The organism is Acidovorax sp. SUPP3334, assembly GCF_030159055.1.
Taxonomy (GTDB): Bacteria; Pseudomonadota; Gammaproteobacteria; order Burkholderiales; family Burkholderiaceae_C; genus Paracidovorax.
The window spans coordinates 98,260-118,543 of record NZ_BQXQ01000006.1 but is presented as its reverse complement, the minus strand read 5'-3'; the positions used below and the strand labels follow the sequence as shown (position 1 = coordinate 118,543).

The 20,284-nt window shown below is 63.8% G+C and carries 14 protein-coding genes; 2 read left to right on the top strand and 12 right to left on the bottom strand.

Annotation, left to right across the window (positions count from 1 at the left end):
• Positions 1–63: 63 nt before the first annotated feature.
• Both AVHM3334_RS04825 and AVHM3334_RS04820 read left to right on the top strand, forming a co-directional pair.
• Positions 64–2,253, top strand: a complete 2,190-nt coding sequence (locus AVHM3334_RS04825; protein ID WP_284410120.1) for a TonB-dependent siderophore receptor — start codon at positions 64–66, stop codon at positions 2,251–2,253.
• A 356-nt stretch (positions 2,254–2,609) separates the two neighbouring features.
• Entirely contained in the window at positions 2,610–2,885 is a 276-nt protein-coding gene (locus AVHM3334_RS04820) for a hypothetical protein (protein WP_284410118.1), read from the top strand.
• Between the two features lie 204 nt (positions 2,886–3,089).
• Here the strand turns inward: AVHM3334_RS04820 and AVHM3334_RS04815 are convergent, their stop codons facing one another.
• The 12 genes from AVHM3334_RS04815 to AVHM3334_RS04760 all read right to left on the bottom strand — a co-directional run bounded on the left by AVHM3334_RS04815 (position 3,090) and on the right by AVHM3334_RS04760 (position 20,283).
• Complete coding sequence (locus AVHM3334_RS04815) at positions 3,090–4,568, bottom strand: glutamate synthase subunit beta (RefSeq protein WP_284410116.1); 1,479 nt, start codon at positions 4,566–4,568, stop codon at positions 3,090–3,092.
• A gap of 50 nt (positions 4,569–4,618) precedes the next feature.
• Positions 4,619–9,373 carry a glutamate synthase-related protein gene (locus AVHM3334_RS04810; protein ID WP_284410115.1) on the bottom strand — a complete coding sequence of 1,585 codons (4,755 nt, stop codon included), beginning with the start codon at positions 9,371–9,373 and terminating at the stop codon, positions 4,619–4,621.
• Positions 9,374–9,556: 183 nt separating this feature from the next.
• Positions 9,557–10,258 (bottom strand): transposase, encoded by a 702-nt coding sequence (locus AVHM3334_RS04805; RefSeq protein WP_284410113.1) that lies wholly within the window; start codon positions 10,256–10,258, stop codon positions 9,557–9,559.
• 210 nt (positions 10,259–10,468) lie between these two features.
• Positions 10,469–11,344 (bottom strand): class I SAM-dependent methyltransferase, encoded by an 876-nt coding sequence (locus AVHM3334_RS04800; RefSeq protein ID WP_284410219.1) that lies wholly within the window; start codon positions 11,342–11,344, stop codon positions 10,469–10,471.
• A gap of 53 nt (positions 11,345–11,397) precedes the next feature.
• Positions 11,398–12,021, bottom strand: coding sequence for a DUF1415 domain-containing protein (locus AVHM3334_RS04795; RefSeq protein WP_284410111.1), 624 nt, complete (start codon positions 12,019–12,021; stop codon positions 11,398–11,400).
• A gap of 87 nt (positions 12,022–12,108) precedes the next feature.
• Entirely contained in the window at positions 12,109–13,278 is a 1,170-nt protein-coding gene (locus tag AVHM3334_RS04790) for a deoxyguanosinetriphosphate triphosphohydrolase (RefSeq protein WP_284410217.1), read from the bottom strand.
• Positions 13,279–13,335: 57 nt separating this feature from the next.
• The gene (gene aroB / locus AVHM3334_RS04785; RefSeq protein ID WP_502869854.1) at positions 13,336–14,511 is read right to left on the bottom strand and encodes a 3-dehydroquinate synthase; all 1,176 of its coding nucleotides are present in this window, start codon (positions 14,509–14,511) and stop codon (positions 13,336–13,338) included.
• Positions 14,512–14,757: 246 nt separating this feature from the next.
• Complete coding sequence (locus AVHM3334_RS04780; protein ID WP_284410215.1) at positions 14,758–15,294, bottom strand: shikimate kinase; 537 nt, start codon at positions 15,292–15,294, stop codon at positions 14,758–14,760.
• A gap of 22 nt (positions 15,295–15,316) precedes the next feature.
• Positions 15,317–16,903 (bottom strand): Ig-like domain-containing protein, encoded by a 1,587-nt coding sequence (locus AVHM3334_RS04775; RefSeq protein ID WP_284410107.1) that lies wholly within the window; start codon positions 16,901–16,903, stop codon positions 15,317–15,319.
• A gap of 34 nt (positions 16,904–16,937) precedes the next feature.
• Positions 16,938–19,079 carry a type IV pilus secretin PilQ gene (locus tag AVHM3334_RS04770; protein WP_284410106.1) on the bottom strand — a complete coding sequence of 714 codons (2,142 nt, stop codon included), beginning with the start codon at positions 19,077–19,079 and terminating at the stop codon, positions 16,938–16,940.
• Positions 19,076–19,615 carry a pilus assembly protein PilP gene (locus AVHM3334_RS04765; protein ID WP_284410105.1) on the bottom strand — a complete coding sequence of 180 codons (540 nt, stop codon included), beginning with the start codon at positions 19,613–19,615 and terminating at the stop codon, positions 19,076–19,078. The genes AVHM3334_RS04770 and AVHM3334_RS04765 overlap by 4 nt, the downstream gene beginning before the upstream one ends.
• Positions 19,612–20,283, bottom strand: coding sequence for a type IV pilus inner membrane component PilO (locus AVHM3334_RS04760; RefSeq protein WP_284410103.1), 672 nt, complete (start codon positions 20,281–20,283; stop codon positions 19,612–19,614). The genes AVHM3334_RS04765 and AVHM3334_RS04760 overlap by 4 nt, the downstream gene beginning before the upstream one ends.
• Position 20,284 lies beyond the last annotated feature (1 nt).

Here is a 20,284-nt window from a genome sequence, read left to right as displayed (position 1 = left end):
GGCTGTCCCCTTTCCCGGGTGCTGCGTGTCTTCTTCTCGATACCACCAACGAGAAAAGCGCCGATGCACCGCCACCCGACCCCTGACCAGCGATTTCCGATCCTCCCGCCCACCATCGCCCCTGCACCGCGCCGGTCGCTGCTGGCCGCCGCCAGCCTCGCGGCCCTGGTGCAGGGCGCCGCCCTGCCCGCCTTCGCCCAGGCGCCAGCGGCCGCCGAACCGCAACTGCCCGCCACCGAAGTGGTGGGCCGCCAGCAGTCCGGCCAGTACCACGCCCAGGAGTCGGAGGGCGCCACCAAGACCGACACGCCGCTGCGCGAGGTGCCCCAGGCCGTGCGCGTGGTCACGCGGCAGTTGGTCGATGACCTGGGCGCCCAGCGGCTGGACGATGTGCTGGACTACGTGGCCGGCGTGTCGCGGCAGAACAACTTCGGCGGCATCTGGGACAACGTGGCCATGCGCGGCTTCGTGGGCCACGAGGACATGGGCATGAGCCTGCTGCGCAACGGCATGCCGGCCAACCGCGGTTTCAACGCGCCGCGCGACACGGCCAATGTGGAGCGCTTCGAGTTCCTCAAAGGCACCATGGGGGCGCTCTACGGCAGCAGCGAACCCGGGGGCACCGTCAACGTGGTGACCAAGCCGCCGCTGTTCAAGGCGGCGCATTCGGTCGAGGCCTACTACGGCACGCACGACGCCAAGCGCCTGGCGCTGGACAGCACCGGCCCGCTGAACGGCAGCGCCACCGAGCCCGCCACGCTGGCCTACCGGCTCAACGTGTCGGTGGAGGACAAGGACAGCTTTCGCGACTTCGTGCACAGCCGCCGCGAACTCATCGCCCCGGCCATCACCTGGAAGCTCGGCCCCGACACGGTGCTGCGCTACGACGGCGAGTGGCTGCGCCAGCGCGCGCCGCTGGACCGGGGCGTCGTCTCGGTGAGCGGCCAGCTGGGTGCGGTGCCCACCTCGCGCTTTTACGGCGAGCCCGGCGACGGCGACATCACGGTGGACAACCAGACGCACCAGTTCTTCCTGGAGCAGGCCCTGTCGGCCGACTGGAGCCTGCGCGCCGGCCTGCAATACAAGCGCGGCACGCTCGACGGCCTGGCCAGCGAATCGCACCAGTACGGCCCCTCGCCCTGCCAGACCTCGGTCGAGGCCAGCGGCTGGCTGTGCCGCCGGCTCATCCGCCGCGACTTCCAGTCCGACGACACCACGGTGCAGATCGACCTCAATGGCCGCATGGCGACCGGCGCGTTCCAGCACGACCTGTTGATCGGTGCCGAGGTCTCGCGCTTCGACATGGACCAGACCATGCTCACGCAGGCGGGCGGCGGGCGCTTCGGCTATGGCATCAGCGTGGCCAACCCGGTGTACGGCGCGGCGCCCCGCCCCGCGCTCACCGCGCGGGCCATCGACCGCACGGTCAACGACCGCACCACCGCGTTCTACGCGCAGGACCAGATCAGCCTGTCGCCCCAATGGAAGCTGCTGGCCGGCGTGCGCCACGACCGCTACCGCGGCGAGATCGACGAGCGCAGCGCGGGCCGCGTCACCACGCAAGACCCGAGCGCCACCTCGCCGCGCCTGGGGCTGACCTGGCTGGCCACGCCCGAAGTGTCGGTGTATGCCAGCGCCGGCCGGTCCTTTCGCGCGCAGGCCCAGACCACGGCCGCGGGCGAGCAGATCAAGCCGGAGATCGGCAACGCGCGCGAGCTGGGCATGAAGTGGCAAAGCGCCGATGCGCGTCTTGGCGGCAGCGTGGCCCTGTTCGACATCAGCAAGCGCAACACGGCGACGTGGGACGACGACGGGGTGTACCTCGTGCCACGGCCGGGCAAGGTGCGCAACCGGGGGCTGGAGGCGGAACTGGCCGGCTGGGTCGCCCCCGGCTGGCGCGTGGCGCTGAGCTACACCTATCTGGACGCAGACCCGCTCATCACCCAGTTCGCGCGCCAGAGCGCCAGCGCCTTCGTCACGCACGAGATGGCGCTGGCCGGCGGCGGCCTGCTGGGCGTGGGCGGCGGGTTCACCCATGTGGGCGAACGCCACGGCGACACGGGCGAGCCGCGCCTGCCCGCCTACACGGTCGCCAAGCTCACCACCTACTGGAACCTGGACAAGCGCCTGCGCGTGTCGCTGGACGTGGACAACCTGTTCGACAAGACCTACTACCACAGCGCCTACAACCGCGTCTGGGTCATGCCGGGCAGCCCGCGTCAGGTGACGGTGGGGATGCAGTACAAGTTCTGAAGATTCAGAGCCAAAACAGCCTCCAGTGCAATGAATGCGCCGGCATATAGCTCACATTTTCATAGCATTCAGGAACGGCGCCGCAAGGCGTCGTTTTGCTTTCAGGGCAGAAGGCCGCACTGCGCACCGATCGCGGGGCCCCGGAAAATTCAGAACGTTTCAGGACTTCTCAGCCCCTGTTAAGGGCAAAAGCAAGGCCCGTCGCCACAATCCGCAGGCTGGGAACGACGCATTCGAAGAATCACCAAGCATTCAAAAAAATCGCTCTCCGATGACGAATGGACAGCCAAAAACGGAGGCTCGCACGTTTTTGGCTTCACTCACGCAGCGACCAAAACCTAGAGAGGATGAGCGACATGTCGAACAATCTTGCAGGCGGCTGGACCGGCTTCAATTTCGAACTTACCGCAGAGGCCAAGAAGGTCTTCGCGGAAGCCGTGACCCTGGCGGGGACCAAGTACACCCCGTTCGCCTTCGCAACCCAAGTGGTCGCCGGCACCAACTACTCGTTCCTGTCCCAGGCCCAGTACGTGGTGCCCAACACTGTGCGCGTGGTGAAGCTCCACATCTACCAACCGCTGCCAGGCCAAGGCCAGCCCCACATCGCCCAGATCATCGAAATCACACCCTGATTTCGGTAGGAGAGGGAGGCAGGAGAAAAAAGAGGAAGGAAAAAGGTGAACGGCGCTGCGCCGCAAACGCTGGCCTTCCCGCGAAAGCCCCTGCCATTCGGCGGGGGCTTTTTTTTGGCTCCCGCGGGCCAGCGGCACCCCGAAAAACGGCGCTCCGAAGAGCGCCGTTTGTTTTTTCTGCGGACGTGCCGCTTTTGGAGAAGCTCAGCGCGGCAGGTCGGAGTACCCCATCAGGAACTCGTCCACCGAGCGCGCGGCCTGGCGGCCTTCGCGAATGGCCCACACCACCAGGGACTGGCCCCGGCGCATGTCGCCCGCGGCGAACACCTTGGGCACGTTGGTGGCGTAGCCGCCGTCGAAGTCGGTGGTGGCCTTCGCGTTGCCGCGGGCGTCCTTGTCCACGCCGAAGGCATCCAGCACCTGGGCAACGGGGCTCACGAAGCCCATGGCCAGCAGCACGAGGTCGGCCTTCAGAATTTGCTCGGAGCCGGCCACCTCGACCATCTTGCCTTCCTTCCATTCCACGCGGACGGTCTTGAGGCCGGTGACCTTGCCCTTCTCACCGAGCAGTTCCTTGGTGGAGATGGCGAACTCGCGCTCGCAGCCCTCTTCGTGGCTGGAGCTGGTGCGCAGCTTGATCGGCCAGTACGGCCAGGTCATGGGGCGGTTTTCCACCTCGGGCGGCTGGGGCATCAGTTCGAACTGCGTGACGCTCACGGCGCCGTGGCGGTTGCTGGTGCCCACGCAGTCGCTGCCGGTGTCGCCGCCGCCGATCACGATGACGTGCTTGCCGTCGGCGCGCAGCTGGCCCTTGAGCTTGTCGCCCGCGTTGACCTTGTTCTGCTGGGGCAGGAACTCCATCGCGAAGTGCACGCCGTCCAGGTCGCGGCCGGGCACGGGCAGGTCGCGCGACTGCTCGGCGCCGCCGGTCAGCAGCACGGCATCGAAGTCCTTTTGCAGCTGCTCGGGCGTGATGGTTTCCTTGGCCCAGTTGGTGACCTTGGAGCCCTTGCCCAGGCCGTCCTTCACCGCACCGATGAACACGCCGGTGCGGAGGGTGACGCCCTCGGCAGCCATCTGCTCGGCGCGCCGGTCGATGTGCGACTTCTCCATCTTGAAGTCGGGAATGCCGTAGCGCAGCAGGCCGCCGATGCGGTCGTTCTTCTCGAACAGCGTCACGTCATGGCCAGCGCGCGCCAGTTGCTGCGCCGCCGCCATGCCGGCCGGGCCGGAGCCGACCACGGCGACCTTTTTGCCGGTCTTGTGCTTCGGGGGCAGCGGCTTGACCCAGCCCTCGGCCCAGGCACGGTCGATGATGGCGTGCTCGATGGACTTGATGCCCACCGGGTCGTCGTTCACGTTGAGCACGCAGGCCGCCTCGCAGGGCGCGGGGCAGATGCGGCCGGTGAACTCGGGAAAGTTGTTGGTGCTGTGCAGCACCGCGATGGCGCTCTTCCAGTCCTGCTGGTACACCAGGTCGTTGAAGTCCGGAATGATGTTGTTGACCGGGCAGCCGTTGTTGCAGAACGGCGTGCCGCAGTCCATGCAGCGCGCGCCCTGGATCTTGGCCTGCGCGTCATCGAGGCCGATGACGAATTCCTTGTAGTGCTTCAAGCGCTCGGAGGCGGGGCGGTAGCCCTCTTCGATGCGCCCGTATTCCATGAAGCCGGTGGTCTTTCCCATGATGTCTGTCCTTGAATCGTTGAATGCGGTGCGGGTCGATCGGGCGGGCCTTACCTGGCCGGCACCGTTTCCTTCGGAGGATTGGCGACCGCGGGGGTCGCGGGGTCCTCCAGCACCTTGCGTTCATGGATTTCGGACAGCGCGCGCTTGTATTCGGTCGGGAACACCTTGACGAACTTGGCACGCGAGGCCGCCCAGTTGTCCAGCAGTTCGCGCGCACGCTTGCTGCCGGTCCAGCGGTTGTGGTCCTCCAGCATCTTCTTGAGCTGGGCTTCGTCGGTCTGGTCGCGGTGCCAGATGCCGCGCGAGATGCTGGCGGTCTGCTCGTCGCCGGGCAGGATGCGCTCCAGCGTCACCATGGACAGGTTGCAGCGGGTGTCGAACAGGCCGTCCTCGTCGTACACGTAGGCCACGCCGCCACTCATGCCGGCCGCGAAATTGCGGCCCGTCTTGCCGAGCACCGCCACCGTGCCGCCCGTCATGTATTCGCAGCCATGGTCGCCGGTGCCTTCCACCACGGTGGACGCTCCGGACAGGCGCACCGCGAAGCGCTCGCCTGCCACGCCGCCGAAGAACGATTCGCCACTGGTCGCGCCGTACATCACCGTGTTGCCCACGATGGTGTTGCGCGTGGTGTCGCCGCGGAAGTCGATCGACGGACGCACGATGACCCGGCCGCCCGACAGGCCCTTGCCGGTGTAGTCGTTGGCATCGCCGATCAGGTACAGCGTGATGCCGCGCGTGAGGAACGCGCCGAACGATTGCCCGCCCGTGCCTTCCAGCTGGATGCGGATGGTGTCGTCGGGCAGCCCTTCGGGGTGTGCGCGGGTGACGGCGCCCGAGAGCATCGCGCCCACCGAGCGGTTCACGTTGCGCGCCACTTCGATGAACTGCACGCGCTCGCCCTTTTCGATGGCGGGCTGGCTGCGTTCGATGAGCTTGCGGTCCAGCGTCTTTTCGATGTTGTGGTCCTGCACGTCCACGTGGTAGCGCGGCACGTCGGCCGGCACGTTCGGCTGGGCGAACAGGCGGCTGAAGTCCAGGCCGCGCGCCTTCCAGTGGGCGATGCCGGCGCGGATGTCCAGCAGGTCGGTGCGCCCGATGAGGTCGTCGAATTTGCGCACGCCCAGCTGGGCCATGATCTGGCGCACTTCTTCGGCGATGAAGAAGAAATAGTTCACCACGTGCTCGGGCTTGCCCGAGAACTTCTTGCGCAGCTCGGGGTCCTGCGTGGCCACGCCCACGGGGCAGGTGTTCAGGTGGCACTTGCGCATCATGATGCAGCCCTCGACCACCAGCGGCGCGGTGGCGAAGCCGAACTCGTCCGCACCCAGCAGCGCGCCGATGGCGACGTCGCGGCCGGTTTTCATCTGGCCGTCGGCCTGCACGCGCACACGGCCGCGCAGGCGGTTCAGCACCAGGGTCTGCTGGGTTTCGGCCAGGCCGATTTCCCACGGACCGCCCGCGTGCTTGATGGACGACCAGGGCGATGCGCCCGTGCCGCCGTCGTGCCCGGCGATCACCAAATGGTCGCTCTTGCACTTGGTCACGCCCGCGGCGATGGTGCCCACGCCCACTTCGGACACCAGCTTGGTGGAAATCGATGCGTGCGGCGCCACGTTCTTCAGATCGTGGATCAACTGGGCCAGGTCTTCGATGGAGTAGATGTCGTGGTGCGGCGGGGGCGAGATCAGGCCCACGCCGGGCACGCTGTGGCGCAGCTTGCCGATGTAGTTGGTGACCTTGCCGCCGGGCAGCTGGCCGCCCTCGCCCGGCTTGGCGCCCTGGGCCATCTTGATCTGGATCTGGTCGGCCGACGACAGGTATTCGGCCGTGACGCCGAACCGGCCCGACGCCACCTGCTTGATGCGGCTGCGCAGCGAATCGCCGTCCTGCAGCGTCAGATCGACCTCGACGTTCTCGGCGCCGATCACGCTCTTGAGCGTGTCGCCCTGCTTGATCGGAATGCCCTTCAGTTCCTGGCGATAGCGCGCAGCGTCCTCGCCGCCCTCGCCCGTGTTGCTCTTGCCGCCGATGCGGTTCATGGCCACGGCCAGCGTGGCATGCGCCTCGGTGGAAATCGACCCCAGCGACATGGCGCCCGTGGCGAAGCGCTTGACGATTTCCTTGGCCGACTCGACCTCGTCCACGGGAATGGCCTTGGCGGGGTCGAACTTGAACTCGAACAGGCCGCGCAGCGTCATGTGGCGGCGGCTCTGGTCGTTGATGAGCTGGGCGTATTCCTTGTAGGTGTTCCAGTTGTTGGCACGCGTGGAATGCTGCAGCTTGGCGATGGCGTCTGGGCTCCACATGTGCTCTTCGCCACGGGCACGCCAGGCGTATTCGCCACCGGCGTCGAGCATGGTTTCCAGCACCGGGTCGTCGCCGAAGGCGGCCTTGTGCATGCGGATGGCTTCCTCGGCGATCTCGAACACGCCAATGCCTTCCACGCGGCTGGCCGTGCCGGTGAAGTACTTGCCCACGGTGTCGGTGTTCAGGCCGATGGCCTCGAACAGCTGCGCGCCGCAGTAGCTCATGTACGTGGACACGCCCATCTTGGACATGATCTTGGACAGGCCCTTGCCGATGGCCTTCACGTAGTTGTAGATGGCTTTTTCGGGCGACAGGTCGCCCGGCATGCCGGCATGCATCTCGGCCAGCGTTTCCATGGCGAGGTACGGATGCACGGCCTCGGCGCCGTAGCCGGCCAGCACGGCGAAGTGGTGCACTTCGCGCGCCGTGCCGGTCTCCACGACCAGGCCGGCCGTGGTGCGCAGCCCCTCGCGCACCAGATGCTGGTGAATGGCCGACAGCGCCAGCAGCGCGGGGATGGCCACCTGCGTGGCGGTCACCGCGCGGTCGCTGATGATGAGGATGTTGGCGCCGCCCTTGATGGCATCGACCGCCTGCGCGCACAGCGACGCCAGCTTGGCCTCGACGCCTTCGCGGCCCCAGTCCAGCGGGTAGGTGATGTCGATGGTCGCGCTCTTGAACTTGCCCTGCGTGTGCTTTTCGATGGCATGCAGCTTGTCCATGCCGGCGAAGTCCAGGATGGGCTGGCTCACTTCGAGCCGCATCGGCGGGTTGACCTGGTTGATATCGAGCAGGTTGGGCTTGGGGCCGATGAAGCTGTTGAGCGACATCACGATGGCCTCGCGGATCGGGTCGATCGGCGGGTTGGTCACCTGGGCGAACAGTTGCTTGAAGTAGTTGTACAGCGGCTTGTTCTTGCCCGAAAGCACGGCCAGCGGGCTGTCGTTGCCCATGGAGCCGATGCCCTCTTCGCCGTTCCTGGCCATGGGCGCCATCAGGAACTTGATGTCTTCCTGCGTGTAGCCGAAGGCCTGCTGGCGGTCCAGCAGGGGCAGCTTCGCCGGCAGCGGGCCGGCCGGCGCCTCGCCGCCCACGCTGTCGAGCTTGATGCGCAGGTTCTCGATCCACTGCTTGTAGGGCTTGGTGTTGACGATGTTGGCCTTGAGCTCGTCGTCGTCGATCATGCGGCCCTGTTCCAGATCGATCAGGAACATCTTGCCGGGCTGCAGGCGCCACTTGCGCACGATCTTGTTCTCGGGGATCGGCAGCACGCCCGACTCGGACGCCATCACCACCAGGTCGTCATCGGTGATGCAGTAGCGCGAGGGGCGCAGGCCGTTGCGGTCCAGCGTGGCGCCGATCTGGCGGCCGTCGGTGAACACGATGGAGGCCGGGCCGTCCCAGGGCTCCATCATCGCGGCGTGGTATTCGTAGAAGGCGCGGCGGCGCTCGTCCATGGTGGTGTGCTGCTCCCACGGCTCGGGGATCATCATCATCACGGCCTGGCTGATGGGGTAGCCGGCCATGGTCAGCAGTTCGAGGCAGTTGTCGAACGTGGCGGTATCGGACTGGTCGGCGAAGCTGATGGGGTAGAGCTTCTTCAGGTCGGCCGCGAGCACGGGCGAGGCCATCACGCCTTCGCGCGCCTTCATCCAGTTGTAGTTGCCCTTGACGGTGTTGATCTCGCCGTTGTGCGCCACGTAGCGGTACGGGTGGGCCAGCGGCCATTCGGGGAACGTATTGGTCGAAAAGCGCTGGTGCACCAGGCCCACGGCCGAGACGCAGCGCTCGTCCTGCAGGTCCAGGTAGTAGGTGCCCACCTGGTCGGCCAGCAGCAGACCCTTGTAGACCACCGTGCGGCTGGACATGCTGGGCACGTAATACTCTTTGCTGTGCTTGAGCTTGAGGTTCTGGATGGCGGCGCTGGCCGTCTTGCGGATCACGTACAGCTTGCGCTCCAGCGCGTCCTGCACGATCACGTCGTTGCCGCGGCCGATGAAGACCTGGCGCAGGATGGGCTCCTTCTTGCGCACGGTGGGCGACATGGGCATGTCGCGGTTGACGGGCACGTCGCGCCAGCCGAGCAGCACCTGGCCTTCGGCCTTGATGGCGCGCTCCATCTCCTGCTCGCACGCCAGGCGGGAGGCGTGCTCCTTGGGCAGGAAGATCATGCCGACGCCGTACTCGCCCGCCGGGGGCAGCTTGACGCCGGTGGAACCATCGGGCGCCGTGCCGGCCCGGGCCATTTCTTCGCGGTAGAGCGCGTCGGGAATCTGGATCAGGATGCCCGCGCCATCGCCCATGAGCTTGTCGGCACCGACCGCACCGCGGTGGTCGATGTTTTCGAGGATCTTGAGCGCCTGCGTCACGATGTCGTGGCGCTTCACCCCCTTGATATGGGCCACGAAGCCCAGGCCGCACGCATCGTGCTCATTGCTGGATGAATACAGGCCGTGCTGTTGCAGGTGTTGGATTTCGGCAGCCGTCGTCATGGCGCTCTCCTCGGGAAATGGGTCGCAGGGAGAGCAAGGTTAGTGCATTGCAGCAAGGTCGGGCAAGCACTTTAATTGGGGTCGGATACAAATTATCGATGAGAATTTATCGCATTTATTTAAATTGGGGACATATCAAAAAAAGTAGCAACAATCCCAATGGATATCTGCGCATTTCGGTGATCAGGCGCTGATCTTGGGCGCCGCTGACGGGCGCCCCGCTTTGGCCTTGACGACTCGCCGCTCGGTTCGGCGCTGTAAATCCTCAACGAATGCAGGCTCGCCCAAAGCCCATCCGGACAATGCCGAATCGGTCAGTGCCTGCTGCTGAAGGCCGCTCACCCCGGCCTGAACCAGCGCGGCATACGCCACCTCGCGGGCGAAGGGCGTATTGCCCAGCGCCCAGAACAGCGCATGGGGCGTGATGAGCCGGTCGCTGCGCAGCCCCAGGCAATGGGCGTGGCTCGACCACGGATAGTCCACCGCCTGGGTGACCAGCCCGTGGCGCACCGGATTCAGATCGATATAGGCCATGCAGGCCAGCAGGTAGCGCTCGGGTTGCAGCACGGTGGAGCGGTAGCGCCCCTCCCACAGCGTGCCAGAGCGGGTGTGCCGGTTGTTGAAATAGCGCACATAGCTGCGACCCACCGCCTGCATCATCAGCGGCAGGCCATCGGCCGATTGGGGCGTGGCCAGCAGGTGGAAATGGTTGCCCATGAGCACATAGGCATGCACCGCCACGCTGCAGCGGCGCGCCTGCTCGGTCAGCAGGGCCAGCATCGTCTCGTGGTCTGGCCGGTCCGCGAAAATGGCCTGGCGGTTGTTGCCGCGCTGGATCACATGGTGCGGGTAGCCGGCAAGGGTCAGGCGGGGCAGTCGGGCCATGGCGTGAAGGTTCGCACAGAGTGAAGCTGGCGCCATGGTAATGAGAATCCAGCACCGGTTAGGGCTCCAAGGCGCTTCGGTCTCAGCCCAGACACCAGAATGGTTTGCTATGCTTTATGTAGCAAAACAGACAATAAACATCACGGCGCGAGTCCGAAAAGACTGAATCCTCGGCTCGCCTTCTACAGCCCTGGCCGCCGGGCCCGCGCTTCAGTCCGATGCGGACGGCGCCTCGGCGGCGGCTTCGACATGCAGGCCGAACCGCGCAGCCAGCGTCTGCTCCAGCCCGAACTCCGCCAGGATGGCCCGCAGCCGCTCGGCCGCGCTGCGCTTTCTCTGGCCGGTGTAGCGGGCCACGATCAACTCGTTCTTCATGCTGTGTTCCCAGCCCACCAGCTCGGTCACCGTCACCTGGTAGCCACTGGCTTCCAGGTGCAGGCAGCGCAGCACGTTGGTGATCTGGCTGCCCATCTCGCGCGTGTGCAGCGGATGGCGCCACAGCTCGGCCAGCGGCGTGCGCGACAACTGCAGCGCCTTGCCCTGGCGCAGGCAAGCGGCCACTTCGGCCTGGCAGCAAGGCACCAGCACCATCGCGCGGGCCTGCTTGGCCAGCCCGAAGGCGATGGCGTCGTCCGTGGCCGTGTCGCAGGCGTGAAGGGCCGTGACCACGTCGATCCGCTGCGGCAGCGCCGAGGCATCGGTGGACTCCGCCACCGACAGGTTCAGGAACGACATGCGCTCGAACGCCAGCCGCTCGGCCAGCGCACGCGAATGCTCCACCAGTTCGGCCCGGGTCTCGATGCCGTAGATGTGGCCACGCCCCAGCGCCTTGAAAAACAGGTCGTACAGGATGAAGCCGAGGTACGACTTGCCAGCACCGTGGTCCGCGAGCGTGGCCGCATGGCCGTCCTGCGACAGCTCCTGCAGCAGCGGCTCGATGAACTGGAACAGGTGATAGACCTGCTTGAGCTTGCGCCGCGAGTCCTGGTTGAGCCGCCCTTCCCGCGTGAGGATGTGCAGCGCCTTCAACAGTTCAATGGACTGGCCCGGCCGCAGTTCCTGCAGGACCTGATCCTCGGGCGACATCTTGGCCTGCGCGGAAGAAGCGCCGCCCTGCCGAGCGGTGTCTTTCTGGCGCTTCATGCACCCTCCCGTGCGCTCGCGGGGCGCGCGGCGACAGGGCAACGCGGCCCCACGTCCAGCGCTTTCCAGCCGTCCGCGCCCAGGTCCTCCAGCACTTCGATGTTGCGCTCGAAAATCGCCTCGGCTTCGGGGAAGGCCTCCACCGCCCGGTCGATGCTGTCCTCGCGCAGCAGGTGCAGCGTGGGGTACGGCGCGCGGTTGGTGCTGTTGGTCACGTCGTCCACGTCCGTACCCTCGAACTGAAATTGGGGATGGAACGAAGCCACCTGAAGGATGCCCCCTAAGTCCATGGCCTCTACCAGATCGTCGGCCAGCGCGAGGAAATCGTTGAAATCCAGAAAATCTTCCATGCAAGCCGGCGCCATCAACAGCGTGGTGTCGCGCCGCTCCGAAGAGATTTCAGCCAGCGCCTCCAGTTCGCGCTGCAGGTCTTCCAGCAGGGCCCGGCCATCGGTGGCCTCGCTCACGACGTAATGGATCTGCTCCTTCACATGCACCGCCTTGGCGAACGGACACAGGTTAAGCCCGATCACCGCACGCTCCAGCCAGCGCACCATGTCCTCTTTCACGGTGTCGTGCGGGAAAGAAGCAGGCGTTGGCGTGGGGAGGGTTTCGGTCATGGAAAGGGCTTTCAGCGGGGGCGCCCATTTTATCGGCCGACCGCCGACCGCCGAACGGCGCACGCCTGCACCAAGACCCCCGGGTCTTCAGGCCAGCAGCCGCTGGCCTGTCAGCCGCTCATGCTCACGCACCGCGAACCGGTCGGTCATGCCGGCGATGAAGTCCGCCACCGTCCGCAACCGCTGCGCCTCGGCCGCTGCCGCGGCGCGTGCGGCGAAACGCGGCTTCATGGCCTCGGGCGAGCGCGAGTAGGCGTCGAACAGGTCGCGCACCACTTGCTGGGCCCGGCCGGTGGTTTCCATGACCTGGGGGTGGCGGTAGAGGTTCTGGAACAGGAACCGCTTCAAGGCCTGCGACTGTGCGCGCATTTCCGCACTGAACGACACCAGCGGCGGTGCCCGGCGCACGTCGTCCACATGGGACGGCGCAGCCTGGGCGATGGCCGCGCTCGTGGCATCGATCACGTCGTACACCTGCGCGCTGAGCATGCGCCGGATCGCTTCGTTCAACAGGTGGCGCTGGCCCGCAGGCTCCGCCAGATGGGGGTGGTCGCGCTCCGCCTCGGCGCGGTAGTGCTCGAACAAAGGCACCTCGCTCAGTTGCGCCATGGTGATGAGGCCGGAACGCACGCCGTCATCGATGTCGTGCGCGTTGTAGGCGATCTCGTCGGCCAGGTTGCAAAGCTGCGCCTCCAGGCTGGGTTGCTCGCGCTTCAGGAACCGCTGGCCGATCCCGCCGGGCTCCAGGGCTTCCATGCGCTCGGCATTGGCCCGCGAGCAGTGCTTGAGGATGCCCTCGCGCGCCTCGAAGGTCAGGTTCAGGCCGTCGTAGTCGGGATAGCGCTCTTCCAGCTCGTCCACCACGCGCAGGCTCTGCAGGTTGTGCTCGAAGCCGCCATGCCGGGCCATGCAGTCGTGCAGCGCGTCCTGCCCCGCGTGGCCGAACGGGGTGTGCCCCAGGTCATGCGCCAGCGAGATGGCCTCCACCAAGTCTTCGTTGATGCGCAGCGACCGCGCGATCGAGCGGCCCAGTTGCGCCACTTCGAGGGAATGCGTAAGCCGCGTGCGAAACAGGTCGCCTTCGTGGTTCAGGAACACCTGCGTCTTATAGACCAGCCGGCGAAAGGCCGTGCAATGCACGATGCGGTCCCGATCGCGCTGGTATTCGGAGCGCGTGGGCGCGGCGGGCTGGGCGTGGCGCCGGCCCCGGCTCTGAGCGGGGTCGCAGGCATAGGGCGCAAGCCCGGCTTGCTGTATCAAAATGGCCTCCAGCGCATTATCTGATTCGGCATATAGCTATGATTTCCATAGCAATCATGCACAACAGGCGTCGATGACTTCACGCACCATGGCGTCCGGCGCCGGGCGAACCGCGGCACGCCCCGGACCGTCGATCACGACGAAACGAATCTCGCCGCCCTCGGATTTCTTGTCCACCCGCATCAGCTCCAGATAGCGCCCGGCGTTGTCGCCGGCATCGATCACCGGGCCGCGCACCGGCAGCCCGGCCCGCTCGATCAGCTGGCGCAGGCGCTGCACGAACGCCGCATCCACCAGCCCCAGACGGCGCGACAGCTCTGCCGCCATCACCATTCCTGCCGCCACACCTTCGCCATGCAGCCAGACGCCATAGCCCATGCCCGCCTCGATGGCGTGGCCAAAGGTGTGGCCGAAGTTGAGGATCGCGCGCAGGCCGGCTTCCCGCTCGTCCTGCCCGACCACGAACGCCTTGATCTCGCAACTGCGCCGCACGGCATGCGCCAAAGCCGCATGGTCGCCCGCGCGCAATGCGTCGATGGAGGTTTCGAGCCAGTCGAGGAACGCCATGTCGGCGATGGGACCGTACTTGAGCACTTCGGCCAATCCCGCGCTCCGTTCGCGGGGCGGCAAGGTGTCCAGCGTGGCCAGGTCGCACACCACCAACTGCGGCTGGTAGAACGCGCCGATCATGTTCTTGCCGAGCGGGTGGTTGATGGCGGTCTTCCCGCCCACCGACGAATCCACCTGCGCCAGCAGCGTGGTGGGCACCTGTACGAAAGGCACGCCCCGCATGTAGCTGGCTGCTGCGAACCCCGTCATGTCGCCCACCACCCCACCGCCCAATGCGAACATCACGGTCTTGCGATCGCAGCCGTTGGACAGCAGCGCGTCGAAGATGAGGTTGAGCGTCTGCCAGGTCTTGTGCTCCTCGCCGTCAGGCAGCACCACCTGCAGCACGCGGGGGTAGCGCGCCGCCAGTGCATCGTGCAAACGCTGCGCGTAAAGCGGAGCGACCGTCGAATTCGTGACGATCAATGCCGATGCGGCGGCTGGCAGGTTTTGGTAAGTAGCCGGCTGGCCCAGCAATCCTTCGCCGATGACGATGGGGTAGCTGCGATCGCCGAGCGCAATGTTCACTGATGCAGGGACGCAGCCAATATGCGCATCAGCATGGGGGTGTACGGTGGAAGCGGCCGAAGCCTGGGGAGCCAAAGACGTGTCGTGATCCATGGGCGAGAGTCTAGCGGGCCCACTCACGGATACGGCTGAACGCAGCCAATGGCAGCGAAGCAGCACGGGACTGAAAGCGTGCGGCAATCTGCAAAAAAACCACTGCCTCGGATCTTTGCAGGTTCGCACCGCGAGAATATTGGGCCGAGAGAGTTCTGGCCGTCTTTGCCACATGCCTGCATGCCTATGCAGCCTATGCAAGCCTGCGCAGCCTGCAGTACCGCGATTCACGCACGGCATGGCCCGTCAGCCGGCAGCAGTGAGCTCCAACTGCATGGCGATGTGGCTCACCAAAGCGGCCACGGTCTTGCCGCGCCCGGTCGGCACGACGTAGTGCGCGGTCGCGCGGTACAACGGGTCGCGCTGCCGGTGCAGCTCCTTCAAGCGTCCGAGAGGGTCTGCCCCTTGCAGCAAGGGACGGGACGTGTCGTGCCGCAGGTGGCGAACGATGTCCTCTGGCGATGCGTCGAGGTACACCACTTTGCCGTGCGCCTTCAGCCGGTCCCGGTTGGGAGCACGCAGCACGGCACCGCCACCGGTCGCCAGCACCTGGGCTGGCACATGGCTCGATCCATCGCCAGAAGTCAGTTCGCGGATCACCTGCTCTTCGATATCGCGAAAGGCAGCTTCACCCTCACGATCGAAAAAACCACGGATCGAACAGCCGATGCGCTGTTCGATCACGTGGTCCGAATCGATGAAGGGAATCCCCAACCGCCGGGCGAGTTGACGCCCGACGGTGGATTTCCCGGAGCCTGGGAGGCCCAATAAAACAATCGGGATCACAAGCCAGCGGTCATCCGCTTTACTTAGGGGTAGAGCAACCGTTAAAGCCGTATGGGGGGGTCAAGAACGACCCGTTCGTGTCATCGCCCTCAACAAATCTTGTCACATAAGACTTTTCAACCGTGCCTTCTGAGCCTGCCACGCTGGTGGTGACCTTCACAGCGTATTGAAGCCACGTGGCCACGTTCTGTGGATACTCCACCTGAATGGTCGCCCGGCCGTTCGTCCCCGTGGTGCGAGAGCCTACGTACGAAATGATGACGTCTGCCTTACGGGGCGTCAAAATACCATCCCCATCCAAATCCTCACCAACATCCAACTGGCCATTGCGATTCCTGTCTTCATTGAGACAAGCAGTCCGAGGACCGACATAAGGGCCCTTGAGATAGGTGACCAGATCCACGCTGGCCGAAATCTGAGCATTGGAAATTGCATTGCCTGCAGCATCCGCCACGGCAACATCGAATTTTTTGATGTAAGTCAGATTGTCAGCGCCCTTTTGCAACTCGTTGTTGTCGCCAAGAGTGATCGACAGAGGTTCGCTAGCCACGGTCATGGTGGCAGTGCGCGAGTTGGCGCAAGCTCCGTTGGCCACGTCAGCATCGGTATTACCGAAGCAAGCGCGAATCGAAACACCGTTGGTTGGGCTGGCACGTGTGCCGGCAATGTAATCTGCGGTAGCCACGCCATTCACGTCCGTGTAGACAACTGCGGAGCCGGAAGAGAGTTGTTCTCCACTGCCCAGGCCGGGCGGCAGGATTTCGAAGCGCACTCGCACGTTCCTGATCGCCTGATTCGCAGAATTGAGGAAGATGGCGCGCAAACCTGCACGATTCGTGACAGAGCCCGACGTATTGGGCGCGATGGTATTGGGCGTAATGGCCAAACTGGCAGCACTGATCACGCCAACTGCATTAGGAATACCACCGCTGGCGCTGGCAACTTGCACATCGCGGGATACCGTAACACCTGCAGCAACCGCCTGAACGGTGTAATTACCAGGAGCGGCAGGAGCCGCTGCAATATTCGCCACGGCATTGCCGCTCGCGTCCGTTTTCAGTGTTTGGCTGAAACCCAAGGTTCCCGTCAGCGATACGTCCGTATTGGCGATCCCCGTGCCGTTCACATCTGCAACTTTGACGGAAACAGAAACAGGTGCGCTAGGCGCTGGGGCTGCAGGCACGGCACCCAAAGTCACTTGGCTGCCGGTTACCGCCAGCACATCAGACTTCGTTTTGGTACCGACAGTCATCGTGAATTTGATGCTGCGATTGGATTTCGCGCTTCCGATGGTGATATTCCCGGACGCCTTGCCACTGGTGTCCGTCGTGGCCACTACCGGCGTGTAGATACCAGAATCGACGACCACGGCCAATGGAACCCCGGTAACCGGGTTGTTGTTGCTATCAAGTGCCGTGATCGTGAGCACAGCCTGGTCGGTACCGGAGTTCGTCACCGTATTCTTATCGAGTTGGTACTCGAAATTGGCAATATCCCTGGTACCAGTGCCCGAGCCGGGGGTCGTCCCAGGATTGCCGCCACCGCCGCCACAGGCTACCAAAGTCACGGCCACCGAGACCATGAGGATTTTTTTTAAGAACTTCATCTATTCCCCTGATAAAAATATTGCTGAATCACCATCAACGCACAGGTCCGCGGTCAGAGATCACCTTCGGGGTGATAAAGACCAGCATTTCGCGCTTGGTGGATTCTTTAGTGCGACTCTTGAAAAGATTGCCGACCACTGGCACGTCGCCAAGCAGTGGGATTTTATTTTCTTGATTGGTTTCTTCCATCTCGAAGATACCGCCGATCACCACGGTCCCGCCATTTTCGATCAGCACTTGGGTCTTGATGTGCTTGGTATCGATGGCCACGCCTTGCGTGGTGCTCTCGCCGCGGCTGTCCTTGTTCACATCCAGGTCAAGAATGATGTTGCCTTCTGGAGTGATCTGTGGCGTCACTTCCAGCTTGAGCACCGCCTTCTTGAAGGCAATGGTCGTAGCGCCGTTGGGAGCCGTCACGGAGTACGGGTATTCCGTGCCCTGCTCGATCAAGGCCTTGGTCTGGTCTGCCGTGATCAAACGGGGGCTGGAGACGATCTTGCCTTGGCCGTCAGCCTCCATGGCCGACAACTCGAGCGTCAGGAAACGATTGGCTGCCGAATTGAAGATGGACAGGGCGAAGGAACCCACGGCAGGGGTAGTGGAAAGCTGGGCTGGCAAATTCACGAATGTGCCTCCCGCATCGGTGGCCGTAGCACTCGCGCCACTGGTGGACACCGCATTGTTGTAACTCGTACCGAAAGCGACACGGTTGCTGCCACCGATGCCGTAACCGCCATCACCACCGCGGCTGGCCCTCAAATCGGATGCGCCCAATTTGACCCCAAGCGACCGGCCAAAGGTGTCTCGCGCCTCGACTATCCGCGCTTCGATCATCACCTGACGCACAGCCACGTCCAGCGTGGACAGCAGTTGCCGCACTTCCTCCAGCTTGCTCGGCGTGTCCGTCACAAAAAGCTGGTTGGTACGCGGTTCGGAGATCGCACTGCCCCGCTCGGACAAAAAGCGCGTGGAAACACCGCTGCTACCGCCGCTGCTGGTGCTGGTTGCCAATTGGGTCACCATGTCGGCAGCCTTGGCATAGTTCAGCTGGAATGCCTGCGTGCGCAGCGGCTCGAGCTTCTGAATCGCAAGCGCCGCCTCATAGTCCTTCTTGGTACGGGAGTCGATCTCATCCTTGGGCGCAATCCAGAGGACGGTGCCGGATTTGCGCATGCCCAGGCCCTTGGCATCCATGATGATTTGCAAGGCCTGGTCCCACGGCACGTCCTTCAACCGCAGCGTCAGCGCGCCCGTCACCGTATCGGACGTGACGATGTTGAAGTTCGTGAAGTCCGCAATCACTTGCAGCAGCGAGCGCACTTCGATGTTCTGGAAATTCAGCGACAACTTTTCGCCGCTGAAACCGGGGCCCTGTGTCAGCTTGCTCAGGTCCACTTTCTTCTGGCGAATTTCCACCACAAACTGGTTGTCGCTCTGATAGGCGCTGTGCTCCCACTCCCCGATCGGGTCGATGGTCATCCGGACGCGCTCGCCTTGCTGCGAAGTCGTGACGATCTGCACCGGGGTGCCGAAGTCGGTCACATCCAGGCGGCGGCGCAAACCTTCCGGCAGCGACGATTTCAGGAACTCAACCACCAGGCCCTTGCCTTGCTGGCGCAGATCCACTCCAACCTGATTGTTGGCCAGCCCCACGATCACGCGACCGGCGCCATCGCTACCGCGTCGGAAGTCGAGGTCACGCAAAGGCAGCACATCGCTGTTGCGGTCTTCGGCGAAGACTGCCACTGGAGTCGGTTGTGCCGCCGCCGTGTTCGACACGGGCTCCAGCGACACCATCAACGACTTGCCTTGAATTTCAGCGCGGTAGGACGTCGGTTGCTTGAGGTTCAGAACGACGCGGGACCGGTCCCCCGCCTGCACGATGTTCACCGATTTCAGATTGCCCTGATTGACCTCCACCAGCGACTTGCCAGTGCCATTGGTCGTCGCAGGAAAATCGAGTGCGATCCTGGCCGGGGCCTGAATGGCAAAACCGGTCGGCAGGGAAGAAAGCGGCTGCGACAAATCGATGCGCACCAATTCGGTCCCGCCCTGCATGACCCCTTGGACGGCCTCGATGGCTGTCTGTGCGCAAGCCCAGGTACTGCCAAACGACGCAACCGCAGCCAACAACAACGCTCGATAGCGTGCACCAAAACTGTTTTTCTGAATCATTTCTTCCCCTCTTGGAGATCAAGCGTGGTTTGACGCTCTATCCAGTCACCCGTTGCATCCTGAACGACTTCCCTCAACTGAATGGCTGTTTCAGTGATCTGGGTAATCCTTCCATAATTTTGACCAAGATAATTTCCAACCCGCACCTGGTACAACAGGTTGTCGACCTTGAGCAACGCGGTCGGATTACCTGTTTTATTCAAACTGCCAACCATGGCCATGGTGTCCAAGGGATAGGCTTCCAGAGGCTCCTTGCGGCGAGCCATCTCAGGAGCAATCAAAGTGGCGTTGGCGGCCAGTTGAGTCGAATCCCGACGCAGAGCCTGGGTCAACTTGATGGAGTTGAACGGGTCCGTAGCGGCCTCGGCGTTGTAGTTCTGCGGTTTAAATTGCTTCGGTTCCGTCAACGGGGTGATGCGCGGCTTCGTGTTGGCCCGCAACTCCGTCATCCACTGCCGGAGTTCGTCTTCACCAGAAGAGCCACAACCCGCCAACATGGCGCACAAGGCGAAGCATGCGATTTGCCAGGTTCTCATTTCTTCGCTCCACTTGCGGCTTGGCGCTGCGCCTGAATTTCTTCAGTGTCCAAATAGCGGAACGTTCTTGCCGTCGCATCCATCGTGAGGCTGCCAGCGTCTTTACCGGGCGTGATCGAAATATTATTGAGCGTCACGATCCGGGAAAGATTGGCAATATCTGCCGCAAATGCCCCGATGTCGTGGTACTTGCCTGTCACTCTGATGGAAATCGGCAACTCGGCGTAATAGTCGCGTACAACGATCTGACCTGGCTTGAAAGATTCGAATTGCAAACTGCGGCCCAAGCCTGCCTGATTGATATCGGACAAAAGGGCTGACATTTCCGCTTTGCTGGGCAATTGCTTTTCCAGCTGAATCACATATTGCTGGACCTGTTCCCGCTGCTTCTTGAGTGCTTCGAGGCTCACCGCCTTGACGAGCTTCTTTTCATAGTCGGCGCGCAAGGTCACTTCCTTGGCTTGCTCGGCTTCCAGTTCAGCCTCGTACTCGTTGAGCTTGAAGAACCACAACAAGGTTGCGATGCCGACGGCAATGGCGATGCAGAGCAGCGCCCGGGGCAATGCGGGCCACAGTGACGGATCTTTGGGATCGAGATTGCGAAACTGTCGCTGCAAGCCGGATTGCACGGCCGAAAAATCGATGGAGGATGCTTTTTTCGTTGCCATG